This is a genomic window from Staphylococcus simulans (assembly GCF_047037175.1).
GTDB classification, from domain to species: Bacteria; Bacillota; Bacilli; order Staphylococcales; family Staphylococcaceae; genus Staphylococcus; species Staphylococcus simulans_C.
In genome coordinates this window covers 1,323,807-1,346,348 of sequence record NZ_CP178241.1, presented here as the reverse complement: position 1 = coordinate 1,346,348, position 22,542 = coordinate 1,323,807, and the positions used below count along the sequence as shown (strand labels likewise).

The 22,542-nt window shown below is 37.0% G+C and carries 22 protein-coding genes; 15 read left to right on the top strand and 7 right to left on the bottom strand.

The window, feature by feature from the left end:
* The first annotated feature begins 350 nt into the window (after nt 1-350).
* From ACFCT9_RS06880 to ACFCT9_RS06845, 8 genes are all read left to right on the top strand, one after another.
* Nucleotides 351-1,160, top strand: a complete 810-nt coding sequence (locus tag ACFCT9_RS06880; protein WP_412518033.1) for an inositol monophosphatase family protein — start codon at nt 351-353, stop codon at nt 1,158-1,160.
* 64 nt (nt 1,161-1,224) lie between these two features.
* On the top strand, nt 1,225-2,181 hold the full coding sequence (locus ACFCT9_RS06875; protein ID WP_412518031.1) for an LCP family protein: 957 nt from the start codon (nt 1,225-1,227) through the stop codon (nt 2,179-2,181).
* A 118-nt stretch (nt 2,182-2,299) separates the two neighbouring features.
* Nucleotides 2,300-2,599: a hypothetical protein gene (locus ACFCT9_RS06870; RefSeq protein ID WP_412518029.1), complete on the top strand. Its 300-nt coding sequence runs from the start codon at nt 2,300-2,302 to the stop codon at nt 2,597-2,599.
* Nucleotides 2,600-3,163: 564 nt separating this feature from the next.
* The gene (fdhF, locus tag ACFCT9_RS06865; protein ID WP_412518027.1) at nt 3,164-6,121 is read left to right on the top strand and encodes a formate dehydrogenase subunit alpha; all 2,958 of its coding nucleotides are present in this window, start codon (nt 3,164-3,166) and stop codon (nt 6,119-6,121) included.
* Nucleotides 6,114-6,584, top strand: a complete 471-nt coding sequence (locus tag ACFCT9_RS06860) for a DUF1641 domain-containing protein (protein WP_412518025.1) — start codon at nt 6,114-6,116, stop codon at nt 6,582-6,584. Before fdhF ends, ACFCT9_RS06860 begins: the two co-directional genes overlap by 8 nt.
* A 125-nt stretch (nt 6,585-6,709) precedes the next feature.
* Nucleotides 6,710-6,961, top strand: a complete 252-nt coding sequence (locus ACFCT9_RS06855; RefSeq protein ID WP_412518023.1) for a hypothetical protein — start codon at nt 6,710-6,712, stop codon at nt 6,959-6,961.
* A gap of 25 nt (nt 6,962-6,986) precedes the next feature.
* Entirely contained in the window at nt 6,987-7,763 is a 777-nt protein-coding gene (locus ACFCT9_RS06850; RefSeq protein WP_412518022.1) for an N-acetylglucosaminidase, read from the top strand.
* A gap of 106 nt (nt 7,764-7,869) precedes the next feature.
* Nucleotides 7,870-8,994 (top strand): FAD-dependent monooxygenase, encoded by a 1,125-nt coding sequence (locus tag ACFCT9_RS06845; RefSeq protein ID WP_412518020.1) that lies wholly within the window; start codon nt 7,870-7,872, stop codon nt 8,992-8,994.
* A 117-nt stretch (nt 8,995-9,111) separates the two neighbouring features.
* Here ACFCT9_RS06845 and ACFCT9_RS06840 read toward each other — a convergent pair whose 3' ends face one another.
* From ACFCT9_RS06840 to ACFCT9_RS06825, 4 genes are all read right to left on the bottom strand, one after another.
* Nucleotides 9,112-10,080: a 2-hydroxyacid dehydrogenase family protein gene (locus ACFCT9_RS06840; RefSeq protein WP_412518018.1), complete on the bottom strand. Its 969-nt coding sequence runs from the start codon at nt 10,078-10,080 to the stop codon at nt 9,112-9,114.
* 87 nt (nt 10,081-10,167) lie between these two features.
* Complete coding sequence (locus ACFCT9_RS06835; RefSeq protein ID WP_412518016.1) at nt 10,168-10,482, bottom strand: DMT family transporter; 315 nt, start codon at nt 10,480-10,482, stop codon at nt 10,168-10,170.
* Nucleotides 10,482-10,814 carry a DMT family transporter gene (locus ACFCT9_RS06830; protein WP_412518014.1) on the bottom strand — a complete coding sequence of 111 codons (333 nt, stop codon included), beginning with the start codon at nt 10,812-10,814 and terminating at the stop codon, nt 10,482-10,484. The genes ACFCT9_RS06835 and ACFCT9_RS06830 overlap by 1 nt, the downstream gene beginning before the upstream one ends.
* Nucleotides 10,815-10,942: 128 nt before the next feature.
* A complete protein-coding gene (locus ACFCT9_RS06825) occupies nt 10,943-11,323 on the bottom strand; it encodes a DUF4870 domain-containing protein (RefSeq protein ID WP_412518012.1) in 381 nt (126 codons plus the stop codon).
* 429 nt (nt 11,324-11,752) lie between these two features.
* Here ACFCT9_RS06825 and ACFCT9_RS06820 point away from each other — a divergent pair, with 429 nt between their 5' ends.
* From ACFCT9_RS06820 to ACFCT9_RS06810, 3 genes are all read left to right on the top strand, one after another.
* Nucleotides 11,753-12,823, top strand: a complete 1,071-nt coding sequence (locus ACFCT9_RS06820) for an NAD/NADP octopine/nopaline dehydrogenase family protein (protein WP_412518011.1) — start codon at nt 11,753-11,755, stop codon at nt 12,821-12,823.
* A 23-nt stretch (nt 12,824-12,846) separates the two neighbouring features.
* The gene (gene nhaC, locus ACFCT9_RS06815; RefSeq protein ID WP_412518009.1) at nt 12,847-14,265 is read left to right on the top strand and encodes a Na+/H+ antiporter NhaC; all 1,419 of its coding nucleotides are present in this window, start codon (nt 12,847-12,849) and stop codon (nt 14,263-14,265) included.
* A 509-nt stretch (nt 14,266-14,774) separates the two neighbouring features.
* On the top strand, nt 14,775-15,005 hold the full coding sequence (locus tag ACFCT9_RS06810) for a hypothetical protein (RefSeq protein WP_412518007.1): 231 nt from the start codon (nt 14,775-14,777) through the stop codon (nt 15,003-15,005).
* A gap of 227 nt (nt 15,006-15,232) precedes the next feature.
* Here the strand turns inward: ACFCT9_RS06810 and ACFCT9_RS06805 are convergent, their stop codons facing one another.
* Entirely contained in the window at nt 15,233-15,967 is a 735-nt protein-coding gene (locus tag ACFCT9_RS06805; RefSeq protein WP_412518005.1) for a CHAP domain-containing protein, read from the bottom strand.
* Nucleotides 15,968-16,536: 569 nt separating this feature from the next.
* Between ACFCT9_RS06805 and ACFCT9_RS06800 the strand changes: the two genes are divergently transcribed.
* Together ACFCT9_RS06800 and ACFCT9_RS06795 are read left to right on the top strand one after the other, a co-directional pair.
* A complete protein-coding gene (locus ACFCT9_RS06800) occupies nt 16,537-17,589 on the top strand; it encodes an LLM class flavin-dependent oxidoreductase (RefSeq protein WP_412518003.1) in 1,053 nt (350 codons plus the stop codon).
* A 13-nt stretch (nt 17,590-17,602) separates the two neighbouring features.
* The gene (locus tag ACFCT9_RS06795) at nt 17,603-17,959 is read left to right on the top strand and encodes a DoxX family protein (RefSeq protein WP_412518001.1); all 357 of its coding nucleotides are present in this window, start codon (nt 17,603-17,605) and stop codon (nt 17,957-17,959) included.
* A gap of 74 nt (nt 17,960-18,033) precedes the next feature.
* Here ACFCT9_RS06795 and ACFCT9_RS06790 read toward each other — a convergent pair whose 3' ends face one another.
* Nucleotides 18,034-20,295, bottom strand: a complete 2,262-nt coding sequence (locus ACFCT9_RS06790; RefSeq protein ID WP_412518000.1) for an ATP-binding cassette domain-containing protein — start codon at nt 20,293-20,295, stop codon at nt 18,034-18,036.
* A 338-nt stretch (nt 20,296-20,633) separates the two neighbouring features.
* Here ACFCT9_RS06790 and ACFCT9_RS06785 point away from each other — a divergent pair, with 338 nt between their 5' ends.
* Nucleotides 20,634-20,990, top strand: coding sequence for a transcriptional regulator, SarA/Rot family (locus ACFCT9_RS06785; protein ID WP_412517998.1), 357 nt, complete (start codon nt 20,634-20,636; stop codon nt 20,988-20,990).
* Between the two features lie 84 nt (nt 20,991-21,074).
* Here ACFCT9_RS06785 and ACFCT9_RS06780 read toward each other — a convergent pair whose 3' ends face one another.
* A complete protein-coding gene (locus tag ACFCT9_RS06780; protein WP_412517996.1) occupies nt 21,075-21,509 on the bottom strand; it encodes a very short patch repair endonuclease in 435 nt (144 codons plus the stop codon).
* Between the two features lie 166 nt (nt 21,510-21,675).
* On the opposite strand from ACFCT9_RS06780, the gene ACFCT9_RS06775 reads away from it, so the two are divergent.
* Nucleotides 21,676-22,530 carry a patatin-like phospholipase family protein gene (locus ACFCT9_RS06775; protein WP_412517995.1) on the top strand — a complete coding sequence of 285 codons (855 nt, stop codon included), beginning with the start codon at nt 21,676-21,678 and terminating at the stop codon, nt 22,528-22,530.
* Nucleotides 22,531-22,542 lie beyond the last annotated feature (12 nt).

Sequence of the window (22,542 nt, the reverse complement as noted above, 5' to 3'; positions counted from 1 at the left end):
TTTAATTTTGATATTTATAGGTATTGTGTTTGAAGAAAAAATAAAAAAAGTCGAAAAAAATTCAAGTAAACGCTTACATTTTAGAGAATTATGTGCTAAACTATCATTAGTAACTAGGAGATAGCACTTAGTGAACAAAGGGGTAATGATAAATCATGTCGTGTGATTTATTAGAACGTGCAAATCACTAGTTAATTAACATCTTCAATATTATTACTTACTTTCCTTTCTATGCCGACTAGTTAAGCTAGTCGGTTTTTTATTTGTTTATGAATCACGTTAACAGTTCGCATAGGTTCCATGCTAGAATGAAACTATACATAAGAAAAATAAAGAATGAGGTGTGAAGTTTGAATCGTAATCAATTGCTTCAATTAGACCAAGCAATCAGACATTGGTTGAAAGGATTGGATGAAATCATTCCTAAACTGATTGCCGACATGCATACAGAAACAAAATTGAATCAGTTTGATTTAGTAACGAATGTGGATCAAATGATTCAAAATAAATTCGACGCATTTTTAAAAGCACATTATCCTGCACATGAACTATTTGCGGAGGAAAAGAATAACGATTTAGTAGATGCTAGACATGGCGACGTGTGGGTGATGGATCCCATTGACGGCACTGCGAATTTAGTGAAACAAAAAACAGATTACTGTATTATTTTAAGTTATTTCTCTGAAGGACAACCGATGCTTGCATATATTTATGATTACCCGCATCACACACTTTATAAAGCGATTAGAGATGAAGGGGCATATGAAAATGAAGTGCGCATGCCTAAAGTGGCACCTTTAGATATAGGAGAAACCATTTTATCTTATAATCCTTATGTGTTAAATCATCATACACAAGAGGATTTAAAGGCTGCGGCGTTTAGTTACCGTTTAATCGGTGCGTGCGGTTTAGATTCTTTACGCGTGATGAAAGGCCAATTTGGTGCACACATTAATACTAATGCGAAACCGTGGGATATTTCAGCACAATTTTTATTTGCGCGAGAACTCGATTTGAAAATGACGAATCTGAATAATGAACCGATTGATTTTGCGGTCGGCGGACCTTTTATTATTAGTAATAAAGGGTGTCATGAAGCAGTACTTGAAATTCTGAATCAAAAAGGCGGTTATCAAGTAAATCGTGTGACTAAGACTTAAGCACCATGTGAGTTAAAATCAGTTATAATATAATAGATTGAAATGAATAATGAGGAGTGGTTGGGTGAAGAGAACAGATAAACCTGGTCGTAAAATGGGGCTAGTACCTAAAATATTATTATGGGCATTTGGAATTTTAATCATACTTGCATTAGTTGCGGCTATTTATTTAGCTGTGAAAATTTTTGCGGTCGGCGGAAAGATACATAATCCGTTAGACAGGGACAAATCAGAACTCAGAAAAGAGAAAGTAGATTTAAATAAAGGAGATCCTTTCACTATTGCGTTATTTGGTGTAGACAGCAATGCGAAACGTCAAAGTGAAGGCGATGGACAACGCTCTGACTCAATCATGGTGTTATCTATTAATCCTGATAAAAAAACAACTGAGATCGTCAGTATCCCACGTGATACACAAGCAGAAATTGTTGGTCATAATTCAGTAGAGAAAATCAACCATGCATACGCATATGGTGGTCCAGACATGGCGGTTAAATCACTAGAAAAATTATTAGATGTACCGATTGATCATTATGCGACTATTGATATGGATGGTATTAAAGGAATGGTCGATGAAATCGGCGGTGTCGATGTAGTCAGCAATGCGACATTCAGTTACAGCGGCTACAACTTCATCCAAGGAGAAAAAACACATCTAGATGGAGACAAAGCTTTAGCTTTCATCCGTTCACGTAAAGAAGAAGGTGCCGGCGGAGATTTCGGCCGTCAAGAGCGCCAACAATTAGTGTTACGCGGTATTGCGAACGAATTAACAAGCTTTAAATCGATTACTAACTTTAATGGTGTGGCGGATCAAATCCAACAAAATGTCACAACAGATTTATCACTTGGCGAATTGAATACAGTTCGTTCTAAATATCAAAAAGCAAATGAAAATGTGAACCGTTTAGAGCTGCAAGGTGGCGGCGGTATCCAAAGTGATGGCGTTTATTACTATGTGCCAGATGACAGCTCATTAAATAATGTATCGGATGCTTTAAGACAAAATTTAGGGTTATAAATAAAAACCAAGGCAGAGTTAATAACTTTGTCTTGGTGTTTTTTTACTTAAAAAATTAAAATAGTATATAAATAAAATGTGTGAATTGGGGTAAGTACTAACGGAGGGGGAATTTTTTATGACAAATAATAAAGATCAAAATAAAGTAGACGAACAAGAAGTGCAAGATGTATCTGAAATGGTGGATGAAGGCGGCCTAGGTGCAGATAACTATTATGGTATTAATGAATTCCAACAAAATGGTAATACTGTTGAAGTGGGTATTGACCAATTCAAATTGAAAATCGGTGAATATAATGATGCTGATTTAGTCAATACTTTAATCGCACATGCAGATGCGAATCACAATGAAGAAAAATTCGATGATGCGATTAATGTGATTAAGAAAGAATTATTAGACAGATTACATGATAAGTAAGCAAAATACCGGCATAGTCTATGTCGGTATTTTTTTAAAGAAAGATTAAAGCTAATATAATGTTGAAAAATTTTCATTTGTGATACTAATTCCTTGAATTTGGCACCAAAAAAAGAAATCTATAAATAAAAAGTTTAATATGTCAACTTTAGAGAGAATGTATCAGTATAGGGCTTAACATTTAACATTAAAAGTAATAGAATTAATAGTAAGACTATTTTTTTATTGCGTGGGGCAAAAAAGACTAGTCTTCAATAGTATTTACGGTGTATATAAAATAAATAGAGGTTTAGGAAATGAGTTAAATCTTTAGAGGCTGAAAGTTTCTAAAGGAAGTGAGATGCAACCGCAAACTTTGTTGCAATGTTCATCTAAAGATTGCTTAATTTCAATGGATATTAATGTGATACATACATTCGTATCTGAGACATAAGCGTGACAGCAAGGACTATATGCGACTCTTATACTGTTCTTTTGACCCTCATCAATCAGGACGCAGTATATCTGTCGGTATGTCATCAGCTTAAACACATTGACAAAACCTCAGAATATAGGGGTGATTACATGCAAGACCATCTTGTCCTTACTTTAGACGGGAAAGACTATCTTGTGGAACCAGGTACGAATCTTCTCCAGTTTATTAAATCTAGAGATACATTTGTGCCGTCAATCTGTTATAACGAATCGTTAGGGCCGATTGAAACTTGTGACACATGTGCAGTAGAAATCGACGGAAAGATTGCGCGTGCATGCGGCACAACAATCGATCGACCAATGGTCGTTAATACGACAAACAGCGATGTGAAAGCATCTCAAAAAGAAGCTTTAGATCGCATTTTAGAAAAACATATTCTATATTGTACAGTTTGTGACTACAACAACGGCGATTGTGAAATCCATAATACTATGGATGAATTCGGTGTTCAGGAACAATCATATGAATATAAAGACAAAGGTTATGAAAAAGACTTCGGTCCTTTCTATCGCTATGACCCAAGTCAATGTATTCTTTGCGGTCGTTGTGTAGAAGTTTGTCAAGACGTTCAAGTCAACGAAACATTATCAATCGACTGGGAACGTGAACAACCTCGTGTTATCTGGGATAATGACGTATCAATCAACGAATCATCATGTGTATCTTGCGGACAATGTGCGACAGTATGTCCATGTAACGCAATGATGGAAAATCACATGGTCGGTGAAGCGGGTTACATGACTGATACTGAACCAGGTACACTAGCAGACATGATTGACTTAACTAAGAAATCAGAACCTGGTTACGGTCCATTATTCGCAATTTCAGATTCAGAATCCGCATTACGTGAAGAACGTATTGAGAAAACGAAAACAGTATGTACATACTGTGGTGTGGGATGCTCATTTGACGTATGGACAAAAGACCGTGAAATTCTTAAAGTTCAACCGCAACATGATTCTCCAGCAAACCGTATTTCATCTTGTGTGAAAGGTAAATTCGGTTGGGACTTCGTCAACTCTGAAGAACGTATTACCAAACCTTTAGTACGTAAAGGTGACGAATTCGTTGAAGTAGAGTGGGAAGAAGCATTGAACGTTATCAGTGAAAACTTCTTACGTATTAAAGAAGAAAAAGGCTCAGACGCGTTATCATTTATCGCATCATCTAAAGGTACAATTGAAGAATCTTACTTGATGCAAAAATTAGCACGTCAAATGGGTACAAATAACGTCGACAACTGTTCACGTTATTGCCAAGCACCTGCGACAAAAGGTTTATTCAGAACTGTTGGTCACGGGGGTGACTCAGGTTCAGCGGACGATTTAATGAAAGCTGGCATGGTGGTATTAGTAGGTACAAACACTGCTGAAGCGCACCCAGTTATTGCGTCTAAAATTAAACGCGGTCATAAAATCTACGGCAACAAACTTCATGTCTTCGACATTCGTCGCCATGAAATGGCTGAACGTGCTGATAAGTTCTATCAACCAAAACCAGGTACAGACTTAGCATGGTTAGCTGCAGTGACTAAATACATCATTGATAATGACCTTCACGATAAAGCATTTATCGATGAATGGGTAGATCATTTCGATGAGTACTACAAATCATTAGCACCATTCACATTAGAATTTGCGGAAGAAACAACAGGCATTCCTAAAGATGACTTGATTCATTTCGCACATGAAATGGTTGATTCTAATGGCGTATGTATCGCTTGGGCGATGGGTGTTACACAACAAGACATCGGTAGTGATACAAGTACTGCCATCTCTAACTTACTATTAGTAACTGGTAACTACAGAAAACCAGGTACTGGTGCTTATCCATTACGTGGACACAACAACGTACAAGGATGTAGTGATGCCGGAAGTATGCCGGATAAATTCCCTGGTTACCAAGATGTAACGAATGATGAAGTACGTGCGAAATTTGAAAAAGCATGGGGTACAAAACTACCAGCTGTTGCTGGACGTGACAACCATCAAATGATGGAAGGTATCCATAATGACGAAATCGACGCAATGTATATCTATGGTGAGGATACAGGTATCGTAGATGCGAACATCAACTTCGTACAAGCAGCGCTTGAAAAAGTTGGTTTCTTAGTTGTTCAAGATACATTCTTGACACAAACTGCGCGTTTCGCAAACGTAGTATTACCAGCAAGTCCATCACTTGAAAAAGATGGTACTTTCGCGAATACAGAACGTCGTATCCAACGTTTATATCAAGCAATGAAACCATTAGGCGACTCAAAACCTGACTGGCAAATCATTCAATTGATCGCAAACAAAGTTGGCTTAGACTGGAACTATTCACACCCAAGTGAAATCATGGATGAAATGGCAAGCTTAACACCATTATTCGCAGGTGTAAGTTATGATCTTTTAGAAGGTTACAATTCATTACAATGGCCTGTACATGAAGACGGTACAGATGAACCGATCTTGTACTTAGAAGGCTTCAACTTCCCTAATAAACGTGCCAAATTATATCCATTAACATTCGACAACTTCTTCAAAGAAGATGAAGAGTATGATATTCATGTCAACAATGGTCGTCTATTAGAACACTTCCACGAAGGAAATATGACGTACCAAGTGCCTGGTATCAAATATAAAGTGCCGAATGTTTACGTTGAAATCTCACCTGAACTTGCGGAAGACCGCGGTATTCATGAAGGTGCAGATGTCCGATTAATTTCTTCAACAGGTCAAATTGAATTAGTCGTTCATATTACAGACCGTGTTAAAGGTAAAGAAATTTATATTCCAATGAACAACAACGCAGATGCAGATGGTACAGCTGGTGCTGTCAACATGCTGACAAACAGTGATGTTGATAAAGATACGGATACACCATCTTACAAACGTACATCAGCACGTATGGAAGTGATTACAAGAAGAGGTAAGTCACCGCTTAACCCTTCAAACTTCCGTGTAGATACAGAACGTAATCCGCAATACAGTGTTCAAGTTCAGAAAAAATGGGCACGTCCAGACTACGTGTTCCCAGGAAATCAGGTGAGACACGATGGCTGAAAACATTAGAAAAATCAAACGTATGGAAATTTCACAAGAAGAGCAAAAAGCGAAAGATCTTGCGGAGGTTACAGATGCCATTTCAGAAAACAAAGATGTCATCATCAAAGCCATCCGTTTAATGCGTGTCTTAGATGATGCGAAAATCTTAGACGCTGGTATCGGTGCAGTTGAAAAACGTGGCTTCATTACGAGCAAGATCACAAAAGAATTGAATAAAGAGCAGTATACAGGATTGTTAAACAACCTGGCACCGCTTGTATTCATGCTTGGTAAAATTGATGTTGCTGGTACAGAGGAATTGTTAGCTAAGTTGAATAAAGGATTGAAAAATGCGAATGCTGCGAGTCCAAATCAACGTACAACAATTTCTAGCTTAGTCGGCTTATTAAAAGACGACGAAGCAAACAGAAGTATTACGTATTTCGTAAACTTGCTAAAAGGCATGTCACGCGAAGACTAAATGTTCCTTTTAAGAGCTGTTCACTTTAGAACGGCTCTTTTTTTATGGTTTGAATCTATCTGCCTAGAATGATTGAAATATGATAAACTTTAATAGAATTTAATACATAGCTATTAAGAAAGTAGGTGTTGACGATTAACCCGAATCTATTAAAAGTGCTCGCATTGATTTCCAATCTTTTTGTAGTGCTTGGTTTTATTTTCTTGATTATGATGAAAGCCGTTCTTGCGATTACGATGTTTATGATTGGTTTAGTGATTAGTTTAATGATGTTTAATGTTTTATTTCGTGATAGAACAGGAATGAAGATTATTATCAATCTTTCTTTCACAATTGTGATGATTGTGGTGATTTTGGCATACTTCATGTTGAAATAGAAAAAACATATGAGGAGTTCACACAATGAATCGTAAACAAAAAACGCGTATTTTCAGGCTGTTTGTCGGCTTGATTCTTTTAACTTTCATCATTCTTTTTATCATTAATGAAACCGGCTGGTTCAAAAACGACAAAAATTATACCTTTGATGAAGCAGTTCAGCTTCAAACTTCAAAAGGTGTATTGAATACTAAAGAAGATAATGGTCAATTTGTGAATGCATCGAAAGCGGATGTGGAACAAGCCATGGCTATTAAAAAACAGAATCACAATATCAGCTATATGGATATTTCAGAACCTGTCTCAATGGATGAAAAAGAAGTGAATCAATTATTAAAAGGCAAAGGCGTGCTTGAAAATAAAGGGGACGCATTTTTAAAAGCGCAAGATAAATATGAAGTTAACGTGCTTTATCTTGTCAGCCATGCATTAGTAGAAACAGGACATGGCCGTTCTGAGTTATCAAAAGGCATCAAATACAAAGGAAAAACGTATTATAATTTTTATGGTATCGGTGCGTTTGATGAAGATGCGATGAAACATGGTCATAGTTATGCGAAACAACAGAAGTGGACCTCACCAGAACGTGCCATTATGGGTGGCGCACGATTCGTAAGAAAAGACTTCTTTGATAAAGGACAAATCTCTCTTTATCAAATGCGTTGGAACCCAAGCCAACCCGGGCAGCATCAGTATGCGAGTGATATTGGCTGGGACCAAAATATAGCAGGAATGATGGATACGTATTATCAAAAGTACGGCATTAAAAAAGATGATATCCGTAAAAGCTTTTATAAATAATCAAAGAGGGCATCAGCCCTCTTTTTATGATATTTGGCTAGATACATAGGAATTAGGGAATATGATAAAATAAATAGGAAGTGTTAAAAAGAGGTGGATTATTGAGATGAAAATAGCAATTGTCGGCGGCGGCATCGGCGGACTTACCGCAGCTGCCTTACTACATGAACAAGGTCATGAAATATATGTATTTGAACAACAAGATGAAGTTAAAGAAATCGGTGCAGGTATTGGCATCGGCGGCAATGTACTAGACAAACTTGGCAATCATGATATGGCTAAGGGCATTAAAAATGCAGGGCAAGTCATCAAAACTATGGAAATTTTAGATGACAAAGGGCATGTATTAAACAAAGCAGTGATGAAAAAAGGGACAGTTAATTTAACACTCCCAAGACAAGCTCTATTAGATATTATCGCATCTTATGTGCCAGAAGCATCAATCCATACAGGAACTAAAATAGTGAAACTTGTTCAAAACAGTTCAAAAGTAACGCTAACAACGGAACAAGGTGAAACACATCACTTTGATTTATGTATTGGTGCAGATGGGGTACATTCTATCGTTCGTGGACAAGTTAACCCTAAAGCAACAGTTAACTATCAAGGCTATACATGCTTCAGAGGTATGGTAGAGGATGTGACATTAAATGATTCGCATACCGCAAAAGAATTCTGGGGCGCTAAAGGTCGTGTCGGTATTGTCCCAATGTTAAATAACCAGGCTTATTGGTTTATTGCGGTGAATGCGAAAGAAAATGATCCTGAATTTAAAAAGTTCACAAAACCATATATCCAAGCGTATTATAATCATTATCCAAATGAAGTCAGACGTATTTTAGATCAACAAAGTGAAACGGGTATTCTGCATCATAATATTTATGACTTAACACCCCTTCAATCCTTTGTCTATGGCCGTACATTATTGCTTGGTGATGCGGCACATGCGACGACACCAAATATGGGACAAGGTGCAGGACAAGCCATGGAAGATGCGATTGTCTTAGCCAATTGTTTAAACACTTATGACTTCAGAGAAGCATTAACACGTTATGACACACTACGTGTGAAACATACTGCGAAAGTGATCAAACGTTCTCGCAGTATTGGTAAAAAAGCACAATATCAAAATGGCTTGATGATTGGGTTACGTAACTTCGTATTAAAACGTACGCCGTCTAAGCTGATTTCTAATCAAGCGAAGTTCTTATATAAAACAAAATCAGTTTAAAATACTGTCATTTAAAACGATAGTAATTGGAGTAAGCATCGATAAAAAACAATATGAAATACAAAAATGAGGTTAGGGAAGAAAATCCCTAACCTCATTTGTATTTTAAATCAATGATTATTTCACGTTATTCACTACGTATTGTGGTGCTTTATCGTCTTTTAGAACATCTACTGTGTTATTTGCGACGATTTCAGCCATACCGTCACGCGCTTCAAATGTCGCGTTACCGATATGTGGTGTAATCACAACGTTATCTAGTGATTTTAAGTCTTCAGTGATTTTTGGTTCGAATTCATAAACGTCTAGTGCTGCACCTTCGATGACTTTATCTTTCAATGCATCTGCAAGTGCTTGTTCATTTACAATCGGACCACGCGCAGCATTGACTAAATAAGCTGTCGGTTTCATTTGTTTGAATTGTTCTGTATCGAATAAATGGTGTAAATCAGGATTGTAAGCTGCGTTGATTGTGATAAAGTCTGACTCTTTTAATAATGTGTCAAAATCAACATATTTCGCACCTAATTCTTTTTCTTTATCTTCTTTACGATGCGGACCTGTGTACAAGATATCCATATCGAATGCTTTGGCGCGTTTTGCGACAGCGTAACCAATGTTACCTAAACCAAAGATACCGATTGTTTTACCTGAAACTTCACGGCCTCTGAAGAATAATGGTGCCCAGCCATCAAAGCCTTTCGTACGTGAAAGTTGATCACCTTCAGCAATACGGCGTGCCACTGCTAGGACTAACGCAAATGTTAATTCTGCAGTAGAGCGTGTTGAAACACCTGGTGTGTTCGTCACATAGATACCTTTTGATTCAGCGTAATCAATATCTACGTTATTAAAGCCAGCACCATAGTTTGCGATAACTTTTAAGTTTTCGCCTGCTGCGATGACATCTTTATCGACGTTTGTAGATAAAATACTGATTAATGCATCAGCATCTTTCACACCATTTTTTAATGTTTCTTGATCTACCACACCTGGGCCATCATACATATCTACTTCGATATTATTATTCTCAAGTATATCAAGTCCTACTTGTGGGATAGGGCCTGCAATATAGACCTTAGCCATACAAAACACTCCCTTTTCTAGTTTATATATCAATTATATTAAAAGGAAGAAGGAGAAACAATGAATACACCGTAAGCGCATGCATGATTATGAAATCAGTTTCAAACCGACTGAAGAAACGACGATTAACCCGATACAAAGAATCCGCCAGATATTCTTGGATTCATTGTAAAATATCATACTGATAATAGCACCGCCGCCAGTGCCAATGCCTGTCCAAATTGCGTACGCTGTCCCCATAGGGATAGATTTCATCGCAAGAGACAGGATACTGAAACTGAATATAAATGCGATTCCGAGCAATATGATATAAAACTTCTTGCCTGTTCGATTTAATTCATTTAATAGGATAACACCTAGAATTTCAAAACAGCCTGCAATCAATAAATATAACCAAGCCATCAGTGGGAACCCTCGCTTTCTGTTTCATCTGTTGAAAGTTTTAAGCCGATAATACCTATCAACAATAAGATAATGAAAAAGAGTTTAGTAAAGCTGAAAGGGTCACCGTAAACGACCATATCTATTATAATCGTACCCACTGTCCCAATACCGACGAATATCGCATAAGCAGTTCCGACAGGCAATGTTTTACAAGCATTGATGACTAACGCAAAACTGATTGCAATCATGATTAAGGTCAGTCCCCAACTCAGTACGGAATCTGCATTTTTAATACAATTCACCCATATGATTTCAACTAAGCCAGCTAAAATGACTTTGAACCAACGCATATCCATATGCCTCCTTCTTAATAATTCAGCACTGTCTATTTTCTCAAATTAACTACAGGGACACAATAGTTGTGTTTTTGAAGAGAAGTTAATAAAAAAACACACAACGCTGTGGTTGTGTGCAGGTATTAGTTGAAGAAGCGGATCGATAGTGGGATGAGATATTCTTCACCATTATAAGCTTTGACAGCAGCAACAACGGTGAAAACAATCACGAGTATACCTAGAATCGGTAAGATGATTAATCCAATCAATACTAGGCATAACAATAATGCGACAAACATCCAAATCGTATATGAAATGAGGAAATTAAAATAATTTTTAGCAGTCTTATTCACAAAATAAGATTCATTGCCTTTGATTAACCAAATAATTAAAGGACCAATAATACTTACAAAAAAACTTAAGACATATATTAAACATGCGAATAAGCGTGCATCTTCTGTTGGAAATTGTTGATAAACTTCAGTGTGCTCGGTGGCTTGTTCGGGTTTTGGTTCCTGAGTCATAGCGTTCCTCCGATATTTAAGATTACTTTAAATATATCAAGAATAATCAATAAATGAAATACAACAGAGCAATTTTCAATATTTATTACCTTTTTTGACCTGGAACAAAAATAATAAAAAAAGAGAAGTAGGGTATGAATGATATGTGTATTATTGTTAATAAGTAAGAAACAAATTTTTATTTTATTATTTGTCTAATCGTGTTACGATAACTATAATACACTATTTGATGGTCGCAGAAAGCTGTAACGGTGCGTGTTCAAGCATACACAAGTTTCTTTGTTTTCTGCCTTGTTTTATATTAGACGGTCAAATAGATGAAATGATATTTTCACACTTCGAGAGACCGTACATCACTTTATTTCTAGCAATAAAGCTATTGTACGGTCTTTCATAATCATGACTAAATAAAGAAAGAAGGTATGAAGAATGAAAATAGCAATTATTGGTTCAGGGAATGGGGCAGTGACAGCCGCTGTTCATATGACAAGTAAAGGGCACGATGTCAAACTTTATTGCCGAAATGCTTCTATTGAAAAATTTGATAAAGCGATTGAACAAGGCGGCTTCCATTTTAATAACGAAGGTGAAGAAAGCTTTGTGAAATTCACACAAGTCAGTGATGACATTGAAGAAGTATTAGAAGGTGCAGAAATCGTTCAAATGATTATTCCTTCAACATTTATTGAATATTACGCACGTATTATGGCGCCATTTGTCACAGATAATCAAATTATTTTCTTCAACATGGCAGCAGCGATGGGTTCAGCACGATTCTTAAATGTATTAGAAGATGAATATATTGATGTTTGTCCACGTTTTTGCGAAGCAAACACATTAACTTATGGGACACGTGTAGACTTCGAAGAAGGTGTGGTTGATTTATCACTTAACGTACGTAAAGTATATTTCACTTCATACATTCAAGAACATTTAAGTGACGATTTTGAAATTGTTGAAAAGATTTATCCTCAAATTATTAAAGAGGAAAACTTGTGGAAAACGAACTTAGAAAACGGAAACCCTGAAGTACATCCAGGACCTACATTGTTAAATGTTGGACGTATTGATTACTCTGGTGATTTCTCATTATATAAAGAAGGGATTACCAAACATACAGTACGCTTGCTGCATGCGGTAGAGCTAGAACGACTATCACTTGGACGTCGTTTAGGATTCGAACTGCAAACCGCAAAAGAAGCACGTATCCAACGTGGTTACTTAGAAAGAGATCGTGAAGATGAACCGTTAAACCGTTTGTTCAACGAAAGTCCTGTCTTCTCACAAATTCCAGGACCTAACCACGTGAAAAACCGTTATTTAACAGAAGATATTGCGTTTGGATTAGTATTATGGTCAAGCTTAGGGCGTGAAATTGGGGTAGAAACGCCGAACATTGACGCGATCATTGTGATTGCTTCAACGATACTAGAACGTGACTTCTTTGAAGAAGGTTTAACCATCGATGAGTTAGGCAGAGATAAAGTTGGATTAGATTAATAATTAAATAAGGGGGACATATTATGAAGAGAATGCCGACATTACTTGAATCCATTTCAACAATCGTTGTGATGATGTTATTAGTTATTGTTGGATTTGTGGTATTTGGAATTCCAGTACAACCATTATTAATTCTTTCAGCAGCTTATGCGTCAGTGATTGCCTGGCGTGTAGGCTTACGTTGGAAAGACTTAGAAGAGGGGATTACACAACGGCTGAGTACAGCAATGCCTACGATTTATATTATTTTATGCGTAGGGATTGTAGTTGGGACATGGATGTATTCTGGAACTGTACCTGCTCTGATTTATTATGGGTTGAAATTATTGAATCCAAGTTATTTCTTGGTCTCTGCGTTTTTAATTTCAGCAATTACATCTATGGCAACAGGAACTGCATGGGGCTCTGCATCAACAGCAGGGATAGCGTTAATTGCGATTGCACATCAACTACATATTGATGCGGGTATGGCTGCAGGTGCGATTATTGCAGGTGCCGTATTCGGTGATAAATTATCACCATTATCTGATACGACAAACTTAGCAGCTATGGTGACGAACGTAAATATTTTTGCGCATATCAAAGCCATGTTATGGACGACGATTCCAGCATCGATCATTGGTATGATTGTCTGGTTCTTTGCGGGATTAAATCATAAATCGAGTGCGGATAAAAGCCAAATTAATGCTTTGTTACGCCAACTCGACAATGTTTATCAAATTAATTTCGCAGTATGGATTCCAGCCATTATTATCATTGTTTGCTTGCTGTTGCGTTTTTCAACCGTACCGGCGATGCTGGTTTCGTGTGTCGCGGCGATATTTGTCGGCGCTTGGAATCATGGCTTCAAACTAGCAGATGGTTTCAAAGCAGCCTTTGATGGTTTTAAACCGGATATGATCGTACAACAAGTAAACTTAAATGATAAAGCGACCACTTTGCTTGAGCAAGGCGGCATGATGAGTATGACCCAAGTCATTGTAACTATCTTCTGCGGCTATGCTTTTGCGGGGATTGTTGAGAAATCAGGCTGCTTAACAGTGATGTTAAATACGATAAAAGACAAAGTAACGTCACCAGGTACATTAATTCTAGTCACAGTTGTGTCTGGGTTAATCATGGTGTTAGCGGCAGGTGTCGCATCTGTAGTCATTATCGTTGTCGGAATGTTGTTATATGATATGTATGATGAAATGAAGTTATCACGTACGAACCTATCACGAACGCTTGAAGACTCAGGTACAATGATTATTCCATTGATACCATGGGGAACATCAGGTATTTATTATACGCAACAATTAGGTGTAAACGTCTATTCTTACTTTATTTGGACGGTACCTTGTTATTTATGTGTGATTTTCGCCTTATTCTATGCCTTTACAGGCTGGTCAATCAAAAAGGTCAAATCACCAGACACAACACATTATACGCAACACGGTTAATGATGAACTGCCTCACACATAGAAGTGGGGCAGTTTTTCTTTGACTTTTTATAATTTTTCAGGTTTTACACATTAAACCTTCAATTAAGGGGTATAACATACTAATGGTGGAACAATTAGAGTTATCAAAGAAGGATTAATTGCAATTCCAATCATTATTGTTAAAAAATTAATATTTATAATGTTTAGTTGTGCACTAAAACGGTTATTAAATATTATATGAATGAGGTGATTCCATGCTATATGTAGTAATACTTGTAGCGATATTACTATTGTGTCTAGGAATTCATCGATACTTCAATTTAGATAATTTAACTGTAAAATATCCTTCTATTATCTATTTAGTAATCAGCTTTATATTGTATTTTGTAGCGATTTTGCAATATAGAGTTGATTCTTCTATGTCGGAATTTTTAGCACATGAAATGTTAATGACGTCGATCTTCGGGTTATTAATATTTTGGACACTTTCCCAAAGCAACAAAACGAAGGACACGGTAGTTTATACTGTGATGATAATTATCTTATCACTGATTGAAGTCATGACGATCAGTCCGCAGCTTGGGATTAATGCCACAGTAGAAATGTACGTGGTACGTATGGTCCTAACAGCCGGTATGGCTATAGGTTTAGGAGGCTATGTTCTATATAGACAGCTTAAGCGTCCAGTATCAGAAAGTTTCCCACTATTATATGTGTTAGCTTTCGCATTCTGGATTATGGTCGCATTTTGGTTATAACGTTGTAAATAGATAAAATAGCCGGCAGACTTAGGTTAGTATACCTAGGTTTGCCGGCTATTTCATTTGTTTCAAGTGAAGTATCATCGCGTTTAAAGAGAAAATAAAGAGAAGAGACAAGATACAAGATACATAAAGAAAAAGGAAAGTTAAACAGAAAAAGATAAAAGACAAAAAGAAAACCAACTGATTGTAGCGAATCAGTTGGTTTATAGTATATCTATAAATTAGTGAATGTAGTTGTAACCACTTGCTTGGCTAGCTGAGATTGTACGTGAAGTAACAACGCCAGGGCCTTGACCGTAGTTCATTTCAGAAACGTTGATTGAACCGTCGCTGTTTACATTTTCAACGTATGCAACGTGACCGAATGCACCTTGGCTAGTTTGTAAGATAGCGCCAGCTGAAGGGTTGTTGTTTACTGTGTAACCTGATGCTGCAGCTGCGTTAGCCCAGTTATTAGCGTTGCCCCAAGTTGAACCGATTTTACCGCCAACTTTGTCGAATACGTAATAAGTACATTGACCAGCTGTGTAAAGGTTCGCACCTGATGATGAACGGTTAGCGAATGTGTTAGCGCTTGATTTTGGTGCTGAAGTTGTTGTTACTTTAATGTTGTTGTCTGAAGTTGAGTATGAAGCACCTAAACCGCCAGTACGTGGAGCAGTTGTTTGTGTATTGTAGCTAGCATAGTTTGTGTAGTTATTGTTAGCTGTGTTGTTGTTATTGTATTGAGCGTAAGTACCATAGTAGTTATTGTATTGATTAGATTGGTTCCAGTTACCTTCCCAAGTGTAGTGGTAGTTACCATCTTGGTCAATTGTGTATGAGTAGCTGTAAGAATAAGGATCGTTAGGGTTGTATCCGTTATTTTGTGCAGCGTCTGCATCGTGATTAGATAAAGTTAAAGCAGCGATTCCTAAACCTGCTGTAGCGATTGTAGTAGTAGCGATTTTATTCATGATAAAATATCCTCCTAAAGATAATAAGCTAAATTATTTTTTAAGTCTCGTGACTGGATTAACATTTACTAAGATTTTTTAATTTGTTTTTCGTTCTTTTAACGACAAGACTTACTCTATCAAAAAAATTCCAGCTTGTGTGGGTTGTTATCGTTTTGTAATTTAGTTCTAATAATTATGTATTTGGATGTAATAAGCATGGAAGTAGGCCCATAGTCTTAGAATATTGATATTATCGCTTTTTTAACAACTTTAATTAATTGTAAAGCTTGTTAATATTACAGGCTTGTAATATAACAGAAAACTTCGAAACATAATTTCAAATGAATATATGTTGCGTTTTAGTTAATCTGAAGATTGTTTCATTTTAAAAATCGGTCGAATAGATAGTCATCTAATTAAACGCAATGTATAGGTGTGAAGTATTAATTGAATGTAAAATTTGGCGTTTCTTCATTATATGGAGGGAATTTTGTAACTTAATTCAGCTCGAGTTGAAAGTATTGACTTCACTTATAAACAGCTGTATTATTTAAGTATAAAAATTATACCTAGAGAGGTGAAGAAAAGTGAAAATCGAAATTGGAATGACATCCTTTGCAGACAACACGAATATCTATACAGAAAATGGCGTTCAAGAAAAACTCACAGCAGCAGAACGTATTCAAAACATCGTAAAAGAAATCCAGCTGGCTGATGAAGTTGGTCTAGATGTTTATGGTTTAGGTGAACATCATCGTTCAGATTATGCAGTTTCAGATCCAGTAACTGTTTTGGCTGCTGCCGCAACTACGACAAAGCATATTAAACTTTCATCTGCAGTAACGGTTTTATCATCAGATGATCCCGTACGTGTCTATGAACGCTTTGCGACATTGGATGCAGTTTCTAATGGCCGTGCTGAAATTATGGTAGGTCGAGGTTCATTTATCGAATCATTCCCATTATTTGGCTACAATCTTGATGATTACGATCAATTATTCATTGAGAAGCTTGAATTGTTGAAAAGAATCAACCAACATGAGATTGTTAAATGGGAAGGCGGTTTACGTCCAGCTATCAACAATTTAGGAGTATACCCGAGAGCGGTTCAAAAGGAAATTCCAATTTGGCTCGCAACAGGAGGCACGCCAGAGTCTTCAATGAGAGCTGCAGAGTTCGGTTTACCGATTACTTATGCGATTATTGGCGGTAATCCTAGACGCTTCAAACGTAACATTGCCGTCTATCGTGCAGTTGCTGAAAATAGAGGTTATCGTGCAGAAGATATGCCTGTCGCTGTACATTCATGGGGCTATATTGCAGAAACGGATGAAGCGGCACAACGTGAATTTTATGCGCCGACGAAAGTTGCACATGATATTATCGCTAGAGAACGCAACTGGCCGCCATATGATCTTGCACATTTCCAACGTGAAATCAGTGATGAAGGCGCAATGTTTGTGGGAAGTCCAGAAACGGTTGCTCACAAAATGATCAAGGTAATCGAAGAATTGAACTTAAATCGCTTTATGATTCACCTCCCAGTAGGGTCTATGCCGCATGACCGTGTAATGAACGCAATTAAATTATACGGAGAAAGGGTAAAACCTATTGTAGAGGAATATTTTAATAATAAATAAAGGAGATTGTACTATGTTATTACGTTACTTAAACAATATTAAAATCGCTAAAGAATTATTACAGGCTTCAGAACCTAAATTAAAAGGGGACGCAGGCATGAAAGATACTTTCACTAATGTGTTCGGCCTTGATGAAAAATGGGTAACTGTGGCAGGTGCTCTAGAAGCAGCAAGTGGCTTAATCTATTTAGTTAGTTTCGGCAACAAAAAAATGACAAATGTGGCTTCATTATTAGCTGCAGGTGTTTTAGGTGTTGCTATCTACAAACACTTCGAAGCAGGCCATGGTAAAGCAGGCGCTAAACATGCGACTGACTTATTAAAATTAGCTGCATTATCATCAGCTGATACAATTTGCAGTAAAAAATAATTTGAACTGATATAAATCAAACATTATGGTCATAGAAATAAGGCTCAACCGCATTTTTTGGTTGAGCCTTTTCATTATGCATTGATATAACGTTTTAAATGCTTAGCAGTTAAAGTATCTGTTTCTAAGAAGTCTTTTGGCAGGCCGCTGAATAAGATTTGACCGCCTTCTAATCCTGGACCTGGTCCAACATCAATCATCCAATCCGTTTCACACATCATCGATAAGTTATGTTCTATAAGAATCACAGTATTACCAGCTTCAATTAGATCATTAAATCGATTCAACAAGAGCGGAATATCTTCTTCATGCAATCCTGTAGTCGGTTCATCAAAAACATAGACATAATCGGTAGTGGGATTGACTAAATGCTGACTTAATTTAACACGTTGAATCTCTCCGCCAGATAAGGTATCTAGCGGTTGACCGAGCGCCATATAATTTAAGCCAGTTTGACTGAGTGACGCTAACGCATTTTCAATATCTGAATGTCCTTTAAAGAAGTCTAACCCTTCATCAACCGTTAAATTTAAAATATCTGAAATATTATAACCATCAACGGTTGCGTCTAACACTTCTGGTTTATAACGTTTACCGTGACATACTTCACAAGTCTGTGAAAAATCTGCCATAAACGCAAGTTCAGTCTTAATATAGCCTTTACCGCCACAATTAGGACAGGCACCTTTAGAGTTGTAACTAAACATGGCTTTGCTTAATCCTGTTTGTTTGCTGAAGAATTGACGTACTTGGTCAAAGACGCCTAAATACGTCAGCAGATTAGAACGACTAGAACCTTGTACTGCTTTTTGATCGACAAAAATTGTATGTTCATGGTCTTCAAATCCTTTTTTAATTAAAGTACTTTTACCTGAACCTGCTACGCCGGTCATTACAGTCATGACGTGTTTCGGCAAATCGACTGTCGCATTTTTTAAATTGTTTTCTGTAATGGGGCCAAGGTGGAAATAATCTGCAGGTTTTCGTACGGCTTCTTTAAGATGATGTTGCTTTCTTAATGCTTGGCCTGTCGCTGTTTCAGATTTCAACAAGGATGCATAATCACCTTCAAATGTAATTTGGCCGCCGTTTTTGCCAGAACCTGGTCCCATGTCTATGACATGATCGGCTGCTTTAATGACATCTGGATCATGTTCAACAATTAATACAGTATTGCCTTTTTCTTTAAGAGATTGTAAAATAATATTGATTTTTTTAATATCTTCAGGATGCAGGCCGACACTCGGTTCATCAATAATATAAACTAAATCAGATAAAGGACTGTTCAAATGACGGATTAATTTGAGACGTTGTGCTTCACCGCCAGATAAAGTGGTAGTGACACGATCAAGTGTTAAATAACTTAATCCGATGAAGTCCAAGGCTTCAAGTTGTTTTCGAAGCGGCGCAATAATAAATTCGGCAGTAGGTTGATTCAACTGATCCAAGAATGCCAAATTTTCTTTAATTGTCATTTTAGTAAAATCTGAAATGTTATAGCCGTTGATTTTACAACTTAATACCTTTTGATTTAGTCTTTGTCCTTCACAAACAGGACATGTTTTAGTTGTAACGACGTGTTTTAAATGGCGTGCATAACGTTTTTTGGCGAACGTTTTATCACCCAAAAAGATTCGACTGAAACGCGGAATCAATCCCACATATTTCGCAGATTTTCTCCATTCTTTCGGCGGATTTTTAAGCTTCATAGGCTGTTGATATAAAAATAAATCGAGTTCTTTTTTGGTAAAGTCTTTTAACTTTTTATTATTATCAAACAAACCGCTATCACGATATGCTTTTCCTCTTTCTTTATTTGGACCGAAAGAAGGGAAGTCGATAGCACCTTCATTTAACGATTTATCCCAATCTAACAATTCATCTAAATTAATTGATTCAATATACCCTAAGCCTTCACATGCTTCGCACATGCCTGAAGGGCTATTGAATGAAAAGACATCAGAATACCCTACAAAAGGTGTGCCGATACGTGACCATAATAAGCGTACTGAGGCATAAATGTCTGAAATCGTGCCGACGGTTGAACGGGAATTTCCGTTATAACGTTGTTGGCTGATTGTCATCGCAACAGGCAGATGGTCGATATGCTCGACGTTAGGTCTAGGTTGCTGATTAAGGTGAAACTGTATGTAACTTGAATAAGTTTCGTTTAAGAGGTGCTCTGATTCAGCTGCTAGCGTGTTAAAAACGAGTGAAGACTTTCCAGAACCAGAACGGCCTGTAAATACAGTGATCAAATGTTTTGGAATGTCTACATCGATGGATTTTAAGTTGTTCTGTGTCGCGCCTTTGACACGAATATATGTTTGTGTCATCGTTTATTCCTCCTTGTTTGTGTATGCCATACACATTCATTATGACATTGATTAATTGTATTCCCCAATATTCATTTATTACTACTTTTATCGCATTTGATTTTTTAAATAGACAGTCATCCTATTGAACCAATTAACCGTAATGAAAACTATACAGTCAACCTGACTGATTTTATTATTAGGACGTTTACTATTTTGATTTTTTTAGGAACAAAAATAGATTGTTATTTAATGAGAAATGTAATAAAATTAGTTTATGTGAGGGGTTCACTTGAAATTTTCAGAATAATTCACTAAACATCTTCGAAAAACAACTTAGAAGGAGTGAATTCATAATTATGAACAATAAAAATATAATCAACGATTTACCAAAATTCGTAACTGTGGCACAAAAAGTAAGAGAGGTCAGTGCGACAATTAAAAGTGAGTTTCAAATCACTTTTGAAGAGCTCTTCATTTTAAACTATATTCACAGCAGCGAAAAAGAGCGTACAGAGTTCAATGTAAAAGAAATCATTCAACTATCCAACTTAAAACCATACTTTATTTCTAAAGCGATTCAAAAGCTTAAAGAGCGTAAACTCTTAACTAAAAAAAGAAATAAACACGATGAAAGAACCGTGATTTTAGTAGTTGATCCAGAACAAAGAAAAGAAATTGAGGCGCTTTGTAAAGCGGTCAGCAAAGTATTTTAATCATAGGAGAAGTTGGGGAATTTAAGATTATTTCAAGGGGCACAAATAACAGTAATAAAAAAGTGAGTTATACATCGTTATAGCTCACTTTTTTATTTTGGCTTTATTTGTTTCAATGGCTGCTAATACTTGGTTCACACAAGCTTCCATATCATGAAATACCTCGTGTTTCTCCCAAAAGCGCAGCACAGTATACCCCATCGCTTCTAATTGTGCATTAACTTCTTGATCGCGTTCGATATTTCGTTCTAACTTCGGAATCCAATAGGAGCGGTTGGTATGGATTCTTGTCTGTTTGACATGTTCCCAATCATAACCATGCCAAAATTCTCCATCTACAAATACGAGTACCTTATATTTAGTGATGGCGATATCTGGTGATCCGGGTAATTTCTTATAATTCCTAAAATAACGCACACCTTGATGCCATAAAGCTTTCGCGAGTTGTGTTTCAGCTTTGCCTCCGGTGCTTTTAATTTTAGACATCATTTTAGAACGGTACGCTTTAGATTCTGACATATCTCATTCACCTCATCTTAATTATATTATTCCCAAGAAAGTGCGTGGTTATGCAGCGCTGTGCAGCTATCCTATAAGCATAGTGATACATGTCATCTTATTTTAAAGGGTAAAATAAGGAGTGTAATGAATTAAATTAAATAAATGGAGGTAGAGGAGTGATTGTATGGCAACAACATCAGTCATTTTAGGTGCCGGCGGACAATTCGGTATGGCATGGGAAATCGGCTATTTAAGAGGCTTGGCTGAGAAAGGTTTGGATTTAAGAACGGCTGACGAATTTGTCGGTACATCTGCTGGTGCACAAGTCGGTGCAGTGCTCGCTTCAGAAGCAGACTGGGAAACGATTTGGGAAGAACAATTAGAATATCAAAGAGAAGCTGAAAATCCCTTAACAGATGAAGACTTAACTGATATCTTTGCGCAGTTTGATCAATTAGAACGTAATGCGCGTACAGTTGAGGAATGGATTGACGGTATGAGTCAAATGGCTATGCATCCTAAAGTAGAATTGCCTGAAACAGAACGTCTCAATATGATACGCAATAGTTTAGGTAAGGCAGTAACGGGGTGGACACCTAAAATTAAAATTGTAGTTACAGAAGTGGAATCCAATCAACGCAAAGTTTTAGACGAAAATTCAGATGTGCCGTTAGTTAAAGCTATCGCAGCAAGCGGTGCTTTCCAAGGTGCCTATCCAACAATTCAACTGCATAATAAACATTATTATGATGGCGGTTCTTATTCTATGGATAATCCTGATGTGAGTGAAGCCGATAAAGTCGTCGTCTTGGCTGCCAACTTACCAGTGAAATCACCGTATGCCTTGTCAGATTTAGTTGAAAACATGACAGAGCGTGGACAAGCGGTTCATACGGTTAAACCAGATGAAGCAGTCATGGCTATTCTAGAGAAATATGATTATAATACGATGAATGGTGCATTGCGTAAAGAAGTAGCTGAAGCGGCGCGTCAACAAGGGCACCATGAAGCAGAAACGATTAAAGCATTTTGGCATTAACTAAGCACAAGT